We start from the raw sequence: 14,631 nt of genomic DNA, 5'->3' as shown, positions 1-14,631 counted from the left end.
TAAAACCGTACGTGCACAGGCGTTGTGCAGACATACGGTGCAAATTATACCCTCATGGACATGTCACTTACGTGTGTCTTCGGCGGTTGGGAGCAGGGTTTATCCACTTTGGCCTACCAAAGGGGGAGAGGTTTATTTTGGCAGGTTTTATCGGGTAAAACGGCAAAGGGGCCAGCCTCGGGTTGCAATGAGGTCGGCCCCCTTTGGGGTGCTATGTGTGTATGGCGGTGCGCGGTTTATTGCGATGCGGCCGCTGCGGCGTTTCCGCAGTTAAAACCTGCCAAAATAAACCTATCCCTAAATGATAGGTTTTAGTGCTTGCCGTTGGCGGAGGCGGCGCCGTTGACGTGGTCGCGGGCATAGATCACGCCGTGCACGATTGCCAGACCGGCGGCATCTGCGGCGCGGGCGCAGGTGTCCTGGAAATCCTCGGCCTCGCGGGCGCGCAGCTGCTTAAGCACGTAGTCGGCGACGGCCATCTTGCCGGGAGGGTTGCCGATGCCGGTGCGGATGCGGCTGAAGTCGCGGCTGCCCATCTTGTCGATGATGGAGCGCAGGCCGTTGTGACCGGCGTGGCCACCGCCCACCTTAACACGTACGTCGCCGGCGGGAATGTCGAGCTCGTCGTGGATTACGAGCAGCTCCTCGGCCTTGATCTTGTACTCGCGGCAGAGCTTGGAGATGGGGCCACCCGAGGTATTCATATACGACTGCGGCTTGACCAGTACAATCTGGCGCTTACCGCCCTCTTCCTCGGGATCGTTGATGTTGATGAGCGCGACCTCGGCGCCGGCCTGGTTTTTCCAGTACGTGACGCCGGCCTGACGGGCCAACTCGTCGATCGCTTTGAAGCCAGCGTTGTGGCGGGTCTCGGCATACTCATCGCCAGGGTTGCCAAGTCCGGCAACCATGCGAATCTTAAGCGGCTGTGCAGCTGCCATGTTCATCCTTTCGTTGATTTGTCGCCTGCTATGGTGAGCGACCCCGTTGCTGCTGTCAAATGGCGGGTGATTGAGGCTGTATGAGGGCGTTTAGGCAGTCGTCAGAAGCCGGGGTGGACAGTTAGTTCAGATTTGTATAAACCAAGAGGTCTTTGACTGTCAAAATTGGGACCGCGGAACTGCCACGGCGCTTTGGGGAGCACATTTTGCGCTATTTCAGATCTTTCGAGTCTTCAAATGAGGTGACTGGCGCCGGGATGGCGGCAAACTACCTCGATATTAGCCGTCTTTTTATACAAATCTGAACTAACTGTCCAGCCATGCTAGGTAACACTGGGTAAAAGTCTTTTAGACCGGCGCGAGGCCGATTCCGGCCCGCAGGGCGTTGAGCCAGGCAGCCTGACGCTTGCGATAACCCTTGATGCGGTAGCGGAATCGAACCCCCGCAAGTCGATGCGTCGTCTGGGCGAAGGCTTCGAGTGCAACAAGGTCCTTCATTTGGTCACGATTGATAACCAGGACGTGGATACCCATGGCTTTAAGGCCATTGTTGCGATTGCCATCGTGGATGCGGGCGTTTTGAAACTCATGTCCAATTCCGTTGTATTCGTTGTCGACTCCGGCGGCCGGGCAATATAAGTCGCAGATGGCGTAGGGGATGCCCGAGGACATGTTGACCGCAAGGGTGTCGAAATCGACACGATAGTTGAGCAGCAGGCCTCCCATGGGCAAACTGCAACACCCGAATCCGCCAAAGCGCATGGGCGCGCCCAGGACGGCGAACATCAATGATTCCGCTGGGGATGCGGATCCGGCCCGGGCGAGTTTGACAGCCGTACGAAACGAGGCGTAGGAACTACTTTTGGCAAACCGTGCGACTGCCTCGAGCTCTTCGATGGTTGTAGCGGGTTCGCATCTATAGTGTGCCTGTTCGTAGCGTGTTTCGGCTGGCTTTTCGGGTGTCGGTTGGTCGCCCTGGCAATCGAGGTCGTCCATCGCTTCGAAGCTGTTGGCCTTGGGCCACGTGTCGTCGTAGGCGATGGGGTAAGTTGCCTCGGGCGGAAGTGAGTAGGTTCCGAGCAGCTCCATGAGAAGCATTAAGGTTTTGGCAACTGATTCATTTTTGGAACAAAGCATGGCCGTCATGGCGGGAGACGTTGCGTAGATGTCGGATTCAATGTGCATGATCGCACCTTGGGGAAGAGGGGCGGTGATGGTGTGCTGGAGGAGCCGTCCGTCGGGCCGTCTGTTGTTGCCGCCCGCAACAAAGAGATCTAGACACTCGGGGTCGTCTTCGCTCCAGGCGTCAAGTATTGCAAGGGCCGCAAAGTCTATGGCGTCCTTGTTGGGAACGCAACCTTCGAGGGCTTGTGTCTGTTGCTCGTCATCGATGGCGTCCCAGGGAAGGGCGGAGTACGCCCGTCGAGCGCGGCGAATTGCGCGGAGGGCGGAGAGATGTGAAATCACGGTCGTCATAGCTATAAGGTACTAATCCGTTGGCGAAACGATATTGCCGTATCGTTCTTTTCGCTCAAAGGGGTGTCGCGCGCCGCGGGCGGTAGCGTGATCATGTGGAATTCCTTGAAAAAGTGGAGAATGGAGCGATGTGCTGGCCTTGGAGGCATCTACTGAGGTGGGTGTTGGGCAGTTAGTTCAGATTTGTATAAGGCGACCGGGGTGTATTGCCGTTGTTGAAGGAATCGGTGGGCAAAATGGGGCCAATGGCATGGTGAAGAGATCCATAGGCGGAGGGATCGAGCGGAATTATGCCGGCAAGAGAGCTTTCGACGTATTAAATGACCCAAACGAATGCCTAAATAAATACAAATCTGAACTAACTGTCCATAGCAAGTTGTCGAGGGGTAGAAAAAGGGTCGGAAGCGAGCTTCCGACCCTTTAAAAACACCAAAGATGATGAGATGCACGCTGGATTACAGCGCGAAGTCGCCGCCGACGAGCGTGGAGACGGGCTCCTCGTGGTAAACGGCGGAGATGGCCTGAGCGAACTCCTCGGCGACCGAGATGGTCTTGATCTTGCCGCCGACCTCGACGGGAATGGCGTCGGTGACGAGGCACTCGACAATCGGGGCGTCGTTCAGACGCTCGATGGCCGGACCGGAGAAGATGCCGTGGGTGGCGCAGACGTAGATGTCGCCAGCGCCCATAGCCTTGAGCTCCTTGACGTTGGCGCACAGGGTGCCAGCGGTGTCGATCATGTCGTCGTTGATGATGCAGGTCTTGCCCTTGATGTCACCGATGATGCCCATGACCTCGGCGGCGTTGTGGCGCGGACGGCCCTTGTGGGCGATGGCCAGGTCGCAGCCGAGCATGTCGGACAGCTTCTTGGCGGCCTTGGCACGACCCACGTCGGGGGAGACGACAACCAGGTTATCGGTGTCGAAGTGCATGTCGTTGTAGTACTGGCCAAACAGCGGCAGCGCGGACAGGTGGTTAACCGGGATATCAAAGAAGCCCTGGATCTGACCCTGGTGCAGGTCGAGGGTAATGATGCGGTTGACGCCGGCGCGCTCGAGTAGGTTGGCGACGAGGCGGGCGGTGATGGGCTCGCGCGGGCCGGCCTTGCGGTCCTGGCGGGCATAGCCGTAGTGGGTGATAACGGCGGTGATGGAGCGGGCGGATGCGCGCTTGGCAGCGTCGGTGGCGATGAGCAGCTCCATGAGCATGTCGTTGACGTTGCCGCCGGCCACGGACTGAATCAGGAAGACGTCGGCGCCGCGGACGGTCTCGTCGTAGCGGGCGTAAATCTCACCATTGGCGAACTGCTTTAGCGTAAGGCCCGAAAGCTCGACCCCAAGGTACTCAGCAATCTTCTGAGCGAGGGGACGGTTGGAGGAACCGGAATACACGCGGATGGACTTGCGCATATTCTCCGACTTCTCGGGATCATTAATCGGCATTACCCTTCTCCTTTATATCGAATGCCATATAGATGCCTTGTTGCATTGTAACCGCGCGGCGGGGTTTATCGGGTCTTGATAACGTCTTTACCGTCAACGGACACGAACCGACCACTCATCCGGTTGCGCAGGTCACGATAGAAAAAGGAGCCGCCCCCATGGGAACAGCTCCTTAGATGCTTGGTAAAACGTTATACCTCGTCGTCCTCGTGCAGACGGCGGCGATAATCGGCAGCCCAGCCCTCAATGTTTACCTGACGGGCACGACCCAGGCCGAGTGCGTCAGCCGGGACCGGCTCGGTGATGACGGAGCCGGCGGCCACGAGCGCACCGTCGCCAATCTGGGCGGGCGCGACCATCATGGTGTCAGAACCGATGAAGGCATCCTTGCCGATGACGGTCTTGTGCTTGTGGACGCCGTCGTAGTTGCAGGTGATAGAGCCCGCGCCTACGTTGACGCCGGAGCCCATGGTGGTGTCGCCGATGTAGGACAGGTGCGGCACCTTGGAGCCCTCACCGATCGTGGACTTCTTGATCTCCACGTGCGTGCCGGCCTTGGAGCCGTCGAGCATGTGGGTACCCGGGCGCAGGTAGGCGCGCGGGCCGCAGTCGACGCCGTTCTCGATGACGGCCTCGATGGCGATAGTCTCATCGATGGTGCAGCCGCTGCCGACGGTAGTGTCGGTGAGGCGGCTGTTGGGGCCGAGCTGGCACTCCTCGCCCACGGTGACGTGGCCGATCAGGTGCGTCTGCGGCCACACGATGGTGTCTCGGCCGATGACGGCATCGGGGCCGATCCAGGCCTGCGTGGGATCGATGAAGGTGACGCCCTCGGCCATCCAGTGCTCGTTGATGCGGTCGCGCGCGATGGCGGTGAGCTGCGCGAGCTGGATGCGGCTGTTGACGCCCAGGCCGTCGCGGTAGTCATCGCAGTGGAAGATGGAGACTGCCTGGCCGTGGCCTTTGAGAATCTCGAGCATGTCGGGCAGGTAGTACTCGGACTGCGCGTTGTCGTTGCCGATCTCGTCGATGTGGGCGGCGAGCTGCGCGCCGTCGAAGGCGTAGCAGCCGGCGTTGCACTCCAGCAGCGTGGCGGCCTGCTCGGGCGTGCAGTCCTTCTGCTCGATGATGCGCTCGATCTGACCATCGGCGCCCAGCTTGATGCGGCCGTAGCCGAAAGGATCGGGCGGGGTCATGGTCATGACGGTGCAGGCGAGCTCGCCGGTGGCGACGGTTTGCGCGAACTTGGCGACGGTGTCGGCGGTGATGAGCGGCAAGTCGCCGTTGAGCACGACGACCGGGCCTTGCGTGATGCCGCAGGCCTCGAGTGCGACCTTCACGGCGTGGCCGGTGCCCAGGCGCTCGGTCTGCTCGACGCACTCGACCTTGGTGGCGCTGTTGGCGTAGGCGCCGTCGATCAGGGCGCGCATTTCGTCGGCGTGGCTGCCGATGACGACCACGACGCGGCTGCAGCCGGCCTTGATGGTGGCGTCGACGATCCACTGGACCATGGGCTTGCCCAGGATCTTGTGCGAAACCTTGCAGTGGTTCGACTTCATGCGGGTGCCCTCGCCGGCAGCGAGGATAATTGCGGTTGCGTCCATGTGATCTCCTGTTACGTTATAGAGACGTGTGTTTGGAAACGATACACGGCGCAATATGATACCGCAGGCATATGATGAGCGCGTAACGATTGGTTTGCGGCGGTTGAGGCTTGCGTCGCTGGTGTGGCGTTTGCGCTGCTTGCGTGCGGCGTTGGCGGTGCTACGGAGCCGTCGTTTGAGCTAGGGGACGGGGGTGCCCGTGGACAACATACGAGAAGAGTTTGGCGGCGAGCCCGTCGCGGCATTCTCGATGTCGCATCCGGCGGTGCCGGCCCTCTACATGGTACTGACGCTGGGGCTCACCATGTTCTCGATGCAACCGGTGCTGATCGCGCTGTCGCTTGCGGGCGGGCTGGCGTACGGGCTTGCGACGCGCGGTGCTGCGCGCACGTTGGGGGCGCTTCGCTGGCAGCTGCCGGTGATTTTGATTATCGCGGTGCTCAATCCGCTGTTTAGTGCATCGGGCTCGACGGAGCTGTTTCGTATTGGCATGCGTGCGGTGTATCTAGAGAGCATGGTTTACGGCCTGTGCATGGGCGGGCTGTTCGTGGCGAGCGTGCTGTGGTTTGAGGCCGCGGCGTCGATGCTCGAATACGACAAGGTACTTGCGCTTTTGGGCAACGCCGCGCCGGTGCTCGCGCTCATGATCTCGATGTGCATGCGGCTTATCCCGCAGTTTTTACGCCGCGGTCGTACGGTACTGGCGGTGCAGGATGCGATTGATGTGCCGGGTCGCGCGCCGGCCGATCCCGTGCGTTCGCGCCTACGGGCATCGAGCGTGTTGATGGGCTGGGGCATGGAAGATTCGCTGGAGCGCGCGGACGCCATGCGCTCCCGTGGATGGGGCGCCGCGACACGTCGCACGACGTACGCGCGGTATCGGCTGGGTCGCGGCGATGTTGCCGCGCTGGTTGGGCTTGCGGTGTTTGGTGCCGCTGCGGTGGCGGTGGCATGGACCGCGACAACGCAGTATTCGTTTTACCCGCAACTATCGGTGCCGGCGCCGTGGCTGGGCTATGTCGTGTACGCTGCCCGGATGATGCTGCCCTGCGTGTTGCATGCGATCGATGAGAAGAGGTTCGGCTGATGGCTCGGTTGGATAGCTGCTCGGTAACGGGCGGGGCGTGCGGCTCCGATGTGCCTGCGATTGAGGTACGGGGCCTGAGCTTTACCTACCCCGGGGCTGATGCTGCGGTGCTCGAGGGGCTCGACTGGTCTGTTCCCCAAGGTGCATTTGCGCTGCTGGTGGGTGGTACCGGGTCGGGCAAGTCGACGCTGCTGTCGCTTCTCAAGCCCGAGATCGCTCCGGCGGGCGAGCGCACTGGCGATGCGCGCGTGCTGGGCGAGAACGTTGCCGACATGGACGTGCGCGCGTCTGCGGAGCGCGTGGGCTACGTGTTCCAGGATCCCGAGAACCAGATTGTGTGCGAGACTGTGTGGCACGAGATGGCGTTTGGCCTAGAGAATCTGGGTGTGTCGCGCGACGAGATGCGCCGCCGTGTTGCCGAGACCAGCTATTTCTTTGGTCTGGAGGACTGGCTTCATCGTGATACCGATACGCTTTCGGGTGGCCGCAAGCAGCTGCTGTCGCTTGCCGCCGTCTTGGCGCTGCGTCCGCGTGTGCTGCTACTCGACGAGCCCACGTCTCAGCTCGATCCCGTTGCCGAGAAGAATTTTCTGCACGCGCTGTTTCGCGTGAACCGTGAGCTGGGCTGCACGGTTGTTGTGGCTACGCATCAACCGCGGCCGATGCTCGAGTATGCGACGTGTGCGTACCGGATTGAGGACGGTCGCGTGCGCGACGTGGCGGATATGGCTCCTTTGGGACGCCGAGAATCGCTGTTTTCCGATGACATGTTGGGGTGGGGTGCCATCCGATGTGTAAAAAACGGAGTATTCAGCAGGCGTGAGGACAATTTGGGCTCTCTCGAGCCGCCCAGGGACGTATCGAGTGCGAAAAAAAGTTCGGAATTGGACAAATCGTCCGAATTTGTGGCGCAAACGTCGCTCAAGAACGGCTCGGAAGCCTTCCCGCGCACGGATGGAAGCAGAATACTCCAAAAAATGCACGGCGGGTCGGCTACCACCCTGTCGGAAGGCTGGTTTCGCTACGATCGCGCGGGCGGTTGGGTGCTGCGCGGGCTCGATGTGACGTTTTCAGCCGGCGCGGTGCATGCGGTCGTGGGCGGAAACGGCTGCGGCAAGTCGACGATGCTCTCGGTGCTGGCCAAGACGGCTAAGCTGCAGCGTGGCCGCATGGTGCGTGGGACGGCCTCGGCGGCACTGCTGCCACAGAATCCCAAGGCATTGCTGGTCGCCGAAACGGTGCGTGACGAGCTGATGGAATGGGCTTCGACCTGCGGATATGACGAGAACTTGGCGCGGGAGCGTGCGGCGCAACTGGGACTGGACGGCTTGGAGGCGCGTCACCCGTACGATCTTTCGGGCGGTCAGCGCCAGCTGCTTGCGTTGGCAAAGCTGCTGTTGATTGGTCCGGAGCTGCTGCTGCTTGATGAGCCCACCAAGGGCCTTGATCTGGCAAGTCGCTGCATTATCGCCCGGGCCCTGCGCGAGCATGCGCAGGCCGGCGGCACCGTCATCATGGCCGCGCACGACTTGGACTTTGCCGAGCAGGTGTCCGACGACGTCGCCATGATGTTCGACGGCGAGATCGCCTGCATGGAGCCCCCGGCAGATTTCTTTGCCGACAACGTGTTCTACAGGGCGTGATGGGATGACGGATCATCGCGCCTCGCGCCTACTCACAAAAATGGAGATTCCGCTGCTCCTGGCGGTGCCGGCAGTGATGACTGCGGCGTTACTGGCGGGCATTGAGCAGGCGGCGCTTGCCATGCTGGTTGTTGTGGCACTCGTGCTCGCACTGTTCTTTGCGGGCTATGAGACATCACGTCCAGGCCTGCGCCAAATCATGCCCACGCTGGTGCTGGCGGCGCTGGCCGCGGCGGGGCGCATCCTGTTTGGCCCCATTCCCGACTTTAAGCCCGTGAGCGCCATCGCCATTATCGCGGGTGCGACACTTGGCCGTCGCAATGGTTTTATGGTCGGCGCGTTGGCAGCGCTGACCAGCAATTTCTTTTTTGGGCAGGGCATGTGGACGCCGTGGCAGATGTATGCTTGGGGGCTCGTGGGATACGTTGGCGGTGCGCTGGCGTATACGGGTGCATTCGACCGCGCCGATGGCACCGTGCGCATGCCGGCGCTACTGACCTACGGCTTTGCTTCGGGTTTGCTGTACGGCGTGGTGATCAACGCCTATGACATCATCGGTTTTGTGCAGCCGCTCACGTGGGCGGGTGCCGTGGCTCGTCTTGCCACGGCAGTGCCGTTCGATATTACGCACGGCCTTGCGACCTGCGTGTTTTTGGCCGCCTTGTACAAGCCTTGGTGCCGTCGCATTAACCGTGTCGTCGTGAAATACGGACTGTAGGGCATTTACTGTAAGGCATTTCGCGTTCCCTCACGAACTTGCGGTGGAATAGTTCTCGTTTTTGGCTATTTGCTGCCCAAACAGGAACTAATCCACCGCACCTTATAGTGGGAGAGGGGTCACATGATCTGTTTTCCTCTGTCCCCTAGAGGAATTACTTGGGGCTAGAGCTCTAGCGTGAGGGTGACGGGGCAGTGGTCGCTGCCGAAGATGTCGTCGCGGATACCGGCGTCGCACACATTGCCGGCGATTGCGTCGCTCACCAGGAAATAATCGATGCGCCAGCCGGCGTTGTTCTTGCGGGCATTAAAGCGGTAGCTCCACCAGCTGTAGACGCCCCCGACGTCGGGGTTTGCCGCGCGCCAGGTATCGGTAAACCCGGCGTTGAGCAGCTCGGTGAACTTGCCGCGCTCCTCGTCCGAAAAGCCGGCGTTGCCGCGGTTGGACTTGGGGTTCTTAAGGTCGATCTCCTCGTGCGCCACGTTAAAGTCGCCGCAGGTTACGACGGGCTTGCCGGTCTCGCGCTCGAGCGCGTTCAAAAAGCCGCGGTAGGCATCGTCCCAGGCCATGCGCACGTCGATGCGGGCGAGTTCGTTTTGCGCGTTGGGAGTGTAGACATCCACAAACCAGAACTTGTCGAACTCCAGCGCGCAGACGCGGCCCTCGGTTGCGGCTTGGGCGACGAGCTCGGCCGCCTCGCCCTCGCCGGCGTAGGGTAGCAGCGCGTCGGCGTGCAGCACGCGCAGCGGTTCCTGGCGGCTAAAGACCGCAGTGCCCGAATAGCCTTTACGCTCGGCGTAGCTCCAGGTTTGGTGATAGCCGGGCAGGTCAATATCGACCTGGCCTTCTTGCAACTTGGTCTCTTGCAGCGCCAGGATATCGACGTCGAGTTCTTGCGCGATCTGGATAAAGCTCGGGTCCTTTTTGAGCACGGCGCGCAGGCCGTTGACGTTCCACGAGGCAAAGGTGTAAGTCTGAGGCATGGTGTCCTTTCGACGGGGTTGGCAGGCTTAAGATTAGCGCAACAGGGGCGGGGTGGGCTCCGCGCATGCTGACTTAAAGGACGCATGCTGGGACGTCGCCCAACGCTGCCCGACTAACAAGGACGGAGGACTCATATGACGCAGGCAATATCGGACCCCAGGCAGGCCTCCGCCGCGCTGGCGGATCTGTTTGACACCCACAAGCGCGTGGTCTTCTTTGGCGGCGCTGGTGTTTCCACGGCAAGTGGCATCCCCGATTTCCGCAGCGTGGACGGCCTGTATCACCAGCGGTTTGCCTACCCGCCCGAGACCATGTTGTCGCATAGCTTTTACGAGGCGCATCCTGCGGAGTTCTTCGACTTTTACCGCACCAAGATGATCGCGCTTAACGCTAAGCCCAACCGCTGCCACACCAAGCTGGCCGAGCTGGAGCGCGCCGGCAAGCTCGACGCCGTAGTGACGCAAAATATCGACGGCCTGCATCAGATGGCCGGCTCACAGCGCGTGTTCGAGCTGCACGGATCGGTCCATCGCAACATTTGCCAGTCGTGCGGCGCGGTCTATAGCGCCGAGTGGATTTGCTCGCGCGAGCACGAAGATGCCGCAGGCGTGCCCGCGTGCCCCGCGTGCGGCGGTCGCATCAAGCCCGATGTAGTGCTCTACGAAGAGCCGCTCGACGAGCATGTGCTGACCGGCGCCGTCGCCGCCATCGCCGCTGCCGACGCCCTCATTGTGGGCGGGACCTCGCTCGTGGTGTATCCGGCGGCAGGCCTCACGCGATACTTTACCGGCGATACGCTGGCCATTTGCAATCTTGCTCCCACCGATCAGGATGCAAATGCCGACCTGCTGATTTCTTGCGACATCGCGGCCGCGTTTGCGTTCTAGCCCGCGCGCGCGGATACAATAGAAAGACTGAGTGCAAAGCGACCCCGCCGCCAGCTCCCCAAGCTCGGCGGCGTGGGTATTTTAGGAGGATGTTCATGGCGAACGACAGCAAGACATGGCGGTGCGGAAAGTACGAGCTCAGCTTTGACCGTCCGCGCATCATGGGCGTCCTCAACGTGACGCCCGATTCGTTTAGCGACGGCGGGGAGCACTTCGACCCCGATGCCGCTATCGAGTACGGCCTGGCGATGCTCGATGCCGGCGCCGACATCATCGACGTGGGCGGTGAGTCCACGCGCCCTGGTTTTACCCCGGTCAACCCCGACGAGGAAGCTCGCCGCGTGCTGCCCGTGGTGCGCGCGCTGGCCAAGGAGGGCGCCATCGTCTCGATCGACACGCGTCATGTGGCGGTTGCCAAGGCGGCCGTGCGCTGCGGCGCCTCGATCGTCAACGACGTGACCGGCTTCACCGATCCCAAGATGGTCGAGTTTGTTAAGACGAGCACTTGCGGCGTCATCGTGATGCATGCCGGCGAGGTCGCCGCGCCCGCACGCACGCACGCAACGGTGCAGCTCGATACCTCGGCAGCGGCGTTTGTTGCCGAGAAGGCGCGCGAGGCGGCTGCCGAGGCCGCGCGTGAGGCCGAGAAGCCGGCTCGCCGCCGTCGCGGCAAGTTGCTAGGCGAGCCTAAGCCGGAGGCCAAGCTTCCGGGCGGCGTGGTGCAGCCCTCGTTGCCGTTTGGCGAACCGGAGCCCACGTCCGAGCCTTCAAGCGAGCAGGAGACGCCGGCCGCCGAGCAGGCTACTGCCGCCGAGACCGTCGCGCCCGCGCCCGGGGCCGCGCCCGCAGCCACCGAGGCCGCATCGGAGTCCAATGACCGCCTGGCCGCCATGATGCGCCGCAGCGCCCGCCGCGAGGAAGCCTACGTGCCCACCTCGCAGCTCCGCCGCTTCACCCTGCCCGATTCGGCGCCCATCATGCGCCGCGTTATGGGCTTTCTGTCCGACCAGGCCCGCACGCTCATCCATGCCGGCGTGTCGCGCGACCGCATCTGCATCGATCCTGGCCCGGGCTTTGGTAAGTCGGCTAACGAAGACATCGTCATCCAGCGCGAGACTGCCAAGATGGCGTCACTGGGCTATCCGCTCATGTGCGCCGTGTCGCGCAAGCGCTTTGTGGGCGCCGTCTCGGGCGTGACCGAGGCCGCCGAGCGCGATGCCGCTACGTTTGGCGTGTGCCTGGGCGCCATCCAGGCCGGTGCCAACATCGTGCGCGTGCACGACGCCGCGGGTTTTGCGCAGTTCCTGAACGGCTACTGGGCGGTTGCCAAGCCACAGCCGCGCCGCGCGTTTGTGGCCGTGGGCTCCAACCTGGGGCATCGCTGCGACAACATCCGCGCCGCACGCGAGATGATCGCCGAGATTCCACTCACCTGCGTGTCCAACTCCTCCAAGATCTACGAGAGCGAGCCTGCCTACGAGACGCGCCAGGACGCGTTTGCCAACGCCGTCATCGAGATCAAGACCGAGCTGGCGCCGTTGGTGCTGCTCGACGAGCTCATGAAGATCGAGGCCGAGCTGGGGCGCGACCGCTCCAAAAAGGCCAAGGCCAACGGTCCGCGCACCATCGACCTGGACCTGCTGTGGATGGACGGCGAGACCCACGGCGGCAAAAAGCTGCGCCTGCCGCATCCACTGATCGGCGAGCGCGATTTTGTGCTGGTGCCGCTTGAGGACTTGATGCACGACCCGGCGCGGTTCTTCCGCTACAACGGCGTCGAGGTCAAGGAGCCCGAGGACCGCGTGGGCCATATCGTGGGCGAATTGGGGCGTATGTAGATGATCGAGATGAATGCTGTTGCCGCCGGTACCGAGCTCGACGCCGCGCGTGACGCGGGCCGTGAGGGTGCGTCCGCGGGCTGGTGCGCTTGGAGCGCGGGCGAGGCGTCGTTGACGTTTTCGCTGGTCGTGCGCCCGGATGTGAACATGCATGCCTTCCACGGCCTGCCGTTTGTGGCCGCGATGGGCATGATGGACGCGCTCGTGGGCACGGCTTCGACGCCGGGGTTGGGCCTTGCCGGTAAGGTGGGTATCCAGTGGCCGAGCGATATCGTGTGCGGTGCGCCTGCGTTTGAGACGTCGTTTGCACGCGTCTCCGTCAACGGTGGCGCCGGTGCCGCAGGCATGTTCGGTGCCGTGACGGTGGATATTGAGCGTTCGGCGCTGAGCGAGCTTGGTGTGGACGTGGCTGACGAAGCGCTGGTCGAGGAGTTGGCCGCCGCCGTGCTGACCCGTGTGGACACCTGGGCGGTTGTTGCCAACACGCCGCAGGGCGCTGCCGGTCCGCTGGCCCCCGTGTTGGGCGAGTACTTCGACATGGTGCCGCTGCTGGGCCGCCAAGTTGCGGCGGTGTCGCCCAACGGCTTGCCGCTTGCGGTCGGTGTGTTTGCGGGCCTGGACATCTGGGGTCGCGCGACCATTAAGACCGATGCCGGCGAGCAGGAGTTTCCGCCCGAGGCCGTGCGCATTCGCGGACTGTAACGCGAGGCGCCCGCGCTCAAAGATAACGATGACAACGAAGCCCTCTTCGGCCTGTGCCGGGGAGGGTTTCGCCTGTCTGGGGAATGGGCTTGGCGAACGTTTGCGGGGACTGTGGCATCGGGCGTGCTTGACTTAAGCCCCTGCTCTATCCCAGCTCCTGCATGCGGCGGTAGATTTCGCAGATACCCTTGATGGTGAGCTGTCCGTCGACCACGTCGAAGGCATCGGTCGAATCGGCGACGATGCTGGCGAGACCGCCCGTGGCGATAACGGTGGCATCCTCGCGGCCCAGCTCGCGCTTCATGCGCGCGACCAGGCCCTCGGCCATGGCAGCGGCGCCCGTTACGGCGCCGACCTTGATGCACTCCTCGGTATCGCGGCCGATGGCGTGCTCGGGCGCCTCGAGCGGCACGCTGGCGAGCTTGGCGGCACGGGCGGCAAGCGCGTCCATGGAGATGCGAATGCCCGGCGCGATCGCTCCGCCAATGTAATAACCGTCCTCATCGATGACGTCGATATTGGTCGCGGTGCCAAAGTCCACCACGATTGCCGGCGCGCCGTAGAAAGTTTCGGCCGCAACGGCGTTAGCGACGCGATCGGCGCCTACGGCTTGGGGACGCGCCGCGCGCAGCTTGGTCACCGCGGCCGTCTGCGGCCCGATGACGATGGCGTCCGCGGCAATGCGGTCGGCCACGGCGTGCCATTCGCGCGAGAGCTGCGGCACCACGCCGGCAAAGGCGATCGCGTCGACCGCGCCGAGCGAGAGGTCGTACATCTTAAAGAAGCCCATCAGGCGCACGTGGATCTCGTCGGCGGTATAGGAGCGGTCGGTGGGCATGCGCCACGACTGCACCAGCTCGTCTCCGTCAAACAGGCCCATGGCCGTCTGCGTATTTCCCATATCGATAGCGAGCAGCATGTCTACTCCCAGTGTCGGCATAAAAGGACGCGCACCATTGTATACGTGCCGTCGACGGCGCTCGGCTGCGATTCGTTTACGGTGATAGGGGCTGAGGGGTTTAAATATGAAGGAATTATGCTCTACGAGATTTTCCTTGCCGCTTACCGAACTCCCGCGTAATATTCTTTCTTGCGCACATGAGGCGCCCAGACATTGCGGGGTGGAGCAGTCTGGTAGCTCGCCGGGCTCATAACCCGGAGGTCGTAGGTTCAAATCCTGCCCCCGCGACCAAGAACTTGCAGCTCGTCGGCCTAGCCGGCGAGCTTTTTTGTTCAAGACTTTAGTCTGCTGGCCGCGCAGCGGCCAGCTTTAAACCACCCGCTACGCGGGTGGAGACAAACGGCTTTA

Annotated in this window: 12 protein-coding genes and 1 tRNA gene; 7 read left to right on the top strand and 6 right to left on the bottom strand. The window is 62.4% G+C overall.

The annotated features are described in order from the left end of the window. Positions 1–311: 311 nt before the first annotated feature. The 4 genes from pth to glmU all read right to left on the bottom strand — a co-directional run bounded on the left by pth (position 312) and on the right by glmU (position 5,463). Positions 312–941 (bottom strand): aminoacyl-tRNA hydrolase, encoded by a 630-nt coding sequence (gene pth, locus FGQ67_RS08140; RefSeq protein WP_171025267.1) that lies wholly within the window; start codon positions 939–941, stop codon positions 312–314. A gap of 348 nt (positions 942–1,289) precedes the next feature. Continuing rightward, a complete protein-coding gene (locus tag FGQ67_RS08135; RefSeq protein WP_138341241.1) occupies positions 1,290–2,417 on the bottom strand; it encodes a PDDEXK family nuclease in 1,128 nt (375 codons plus the stop codon). A gap of 455 nt (positions 2,418–2,872) precedes the next feature. Then, a complete protein-coding gene (locus tag FGQ67_RS08130; protein ID WP_022094252.1) occupies positions 2,873–3,859 on the bottom strand; it encodes a ribose-phosphate diphosphokinase in 987 nt (328 codons plus the stop codon). Between the two features lie 191 nt (positions 3,860–4,050). Continuing rightward, positions 4,051–5,463: a bifunctional UDP-N-acetylglucosamine diphosphorylase/glucosamine-1-phosphate N-acetyltransferase GlmU gene (gene glmU, locus FGQ67_RS08125; RefSeq protein WP_138341239.1), complete on the bottom strand. Its 1,413-nt coding sequence runs from the start codon at positions 5,461–5,463 to the stop codon at positions 4,051–4,053. A gap of 199 nt (positions 5,464–5,662) precedes the next feature. On the opposite strand from glmU, the gene FGQ67_RS08120 reads away from it, so the two are divergent. The 3 genes from FGQ67_RS08120 to FGQ67_RS08110 are packed head-to-tail and all read left to right on the top strand — an operon-like array spanning position 5,663 to position 8,911. Beyond that, on the top strand, positions 5,663–6,550 hold the full coding sequence (locus FGQ67_RS08120) for an energy-coupling factor transporter transmembrane component T (protein ID WP_249934431.1): 888 nt from the start codon (positions 5,663–5,665) through the stop codon (positions 6,548–6,550). Next, on the top strand, positions 6,550–8,193 hold the full coding sequence (locus FGQ67_RS08115) for an ABC transporter ATP-binding protein (protein ID WP_138341237.1): 1,644 nt from the start codon (positions 6,550–6,552) through the stop codon (positions 8,191–8,193). Before FGQ67_RS08120 ends, FGQ67_RS08115 begins: the two co-directional genes overlap by 1 nt. Positions 8,194–8,197: 4 nt before the next feature. Further along, positions 8,198–8,911, top strand: a complete 714-nt coding sequence (locus tag FGQ67_RS08110; protein ID WP_138341235.1) for a DUF6580 family putative transport protein — start codon at positions 8,198–8,200, stop codon at positions 8,909–8,911. A gap of 164 nt (positions 8,912–9,075) precedes the next feature. On the opposite strand, the gene FGQ67_RS08105 is transcribed toward FGQ67_RS08110, so the two are convergent. Next, entirely contained in the window at positions 9,076–9,894 is an 819-nt protein-coding gene (locus FGQ67_RS08105) for an exodeoxyribonuclease III (protein WP_138341233.1), read from the bottom strand. A 135-nt stretch (positions 9,895–10,029) separates the two neighbouring features. Here FGQ67_RS08105 and FGQ67_RS08100 point away from each other — a divergent pair, with 135 nt between their 5' ends. The 3 genes from FGQ67_RS08100 (at position 10,030) to FGQ67_RS08090 (ending at position 13,322) form a co-directional block, all read left to right on the top strand. Beyond that, complete coding sequence (locus tag FGQ67_RS08100) at positions 10,030–10,782, top strand: NAD-dependent protein deacylase (protein WP_138341231.1); 753 nt, start codon at positions 10,030–10,032, stop codon at positions 10,780–10,782. A gap of 95 nt (positions 10,783–10,877) precedes the next feature. Further along, positions 10,878–12,620, top strand: coding sequence for a dihydropteroate synthase (gene folP / locus FGQ67_RS08095; protein ID WP_138341229.1), 1,743 nt, complete (start codon positions 10,878–10,880; stop codon positions 12,618–12,620). Then, positions 12,621–13,322 carry a hypothetical protein gene (locus FGQ67_RS08090; RefSeq protein ID WP_138341227.1) on the top strand — a complete coding sequence of 234 codons (702 nt, stop codon included), beginning with the start codon at positions 12,621–12,623 and terminating at the stop codon, positions 13,320–13,322. Between the two features lie 145 nt (positions 13,323–13,467). Here FGQ67_RS08090 and FGQ67_RS08085 read toward each other — a convergent pair whose 3' ends face one another. Then, positions 13,468–14,241 (bottom strand): type III pantothenate kinase, encoded by a 774-nt coding sequence (locus FGQ67_RS08085; protein WP_171025266.1) that lies wholly within the window; start codon positions 14,239–14,241, stop codon positions 13,468–13,470. 196 nt (positions 14,242–14,437) lie between these two features. Here FGQ67_RS08085 and FGQ67_RS08080 point away from each other — a divergent pair. Further along, a tRNA-Met gene (locus tag FGQ67_RS08080) sits at positions 14,438–14,514 on the top strand. Positions 14,515–14,631: the final 117 nt, after the last annotated feature.

Source organism: Collinsella aerofaciens (genome assembly GCF_005845035.1).
In the GTDB taxonomy this organism is placed as follows: Bacteria; Actinomycetota; Coriobacteriia; order Coriobacteriales; family Coriobacteriaceae; genus Collinsella; species Collinsella aerofaciens_I.
This window is presented reverse-complemented; position numbering and strand designations above follow the sequence as displayed.

Excerpts from the sequence above, each read along its gene's own strand:
- pth (WP_171025267.1), bottom strand. The coding sequence starts at position 941 with ATGGCAGCTGCACAGCCGCTTAAGATTCGCATGGTTGCCGGACTTGGC.
- FGQ67_RS08135 (WP_138341241.1), bottom strand. The coding sequence starts at position 2,417 with ATGACGACCGTGATTTCACATCTCTCCGCCCTCCGCGCAATTCGCCGC.
- FGQ67_RS08130 (WP_022094252.1), bottom strand. The coding sequence starts at position 3,859 with ATGCCGATTAATGATCCCGAGAAGTCGGAGAATATGCGCAAGTCCATC.
- glmU (WP_138341239.1), bottom strand. The coding sequence starts at position 5,463 with ATGGACGCAACCGCAATTATCCTCGCTGCCGGCGAGGGCACCCGCATG.
- FGQ67_RS08115 (WP_138341237.1), top strand. The coding sequence starts at position 6,550 with ATGGCTCGGTTGGATAGCTGCTCGGTAACGGGCGGGGCGTGCGGCTCC.
- FGQ67_RS08110 (WP_138341235.1), top strand. The coding sequence starts at position 8,198 with ATGACGGATCATCGCGCCTCGCGCCTACTCACAAAAATGGAGATTCCG.
- FGQ67_RS08105 (WP_138341233.1), bottom strand. The coding sequence starts at position 9,894 with ATGCCTCAGACTTACACCTTTGCCTCGTGGAACGTCAACGGCCTGCGC.
- FGQ67_RS08100 (WP_138341231.1), top strand. The coding sequence starts at position 10,030 with ATGACGCAGGCAATATCGGACCCCAGGCAGGCCTCCGCCGCGCTGGCG.
- folP (WP_138341229.1), top strand. The coding sequence starts at position 10,878 with ATGGCGAACGACAGCAAGACATGGCGGTGCGGAAAGTACGAGCTCAGC.
- FGQ67_RS08090 (WP_138341227.1), top strand. The coding sequence starts at position 12,621 with ATGATCGAGATGAATGCTGTTGCCGCCGGTACCGAGCTCGACGCCGCG.
- FGQ67_RS08085 (WP_171025266.1), bottom strand. The coding sequence starts at position 14,241 with ATGCTGCTCGCTATCGATATGGGAAATACGCAGACGGCCATGGGCCTG.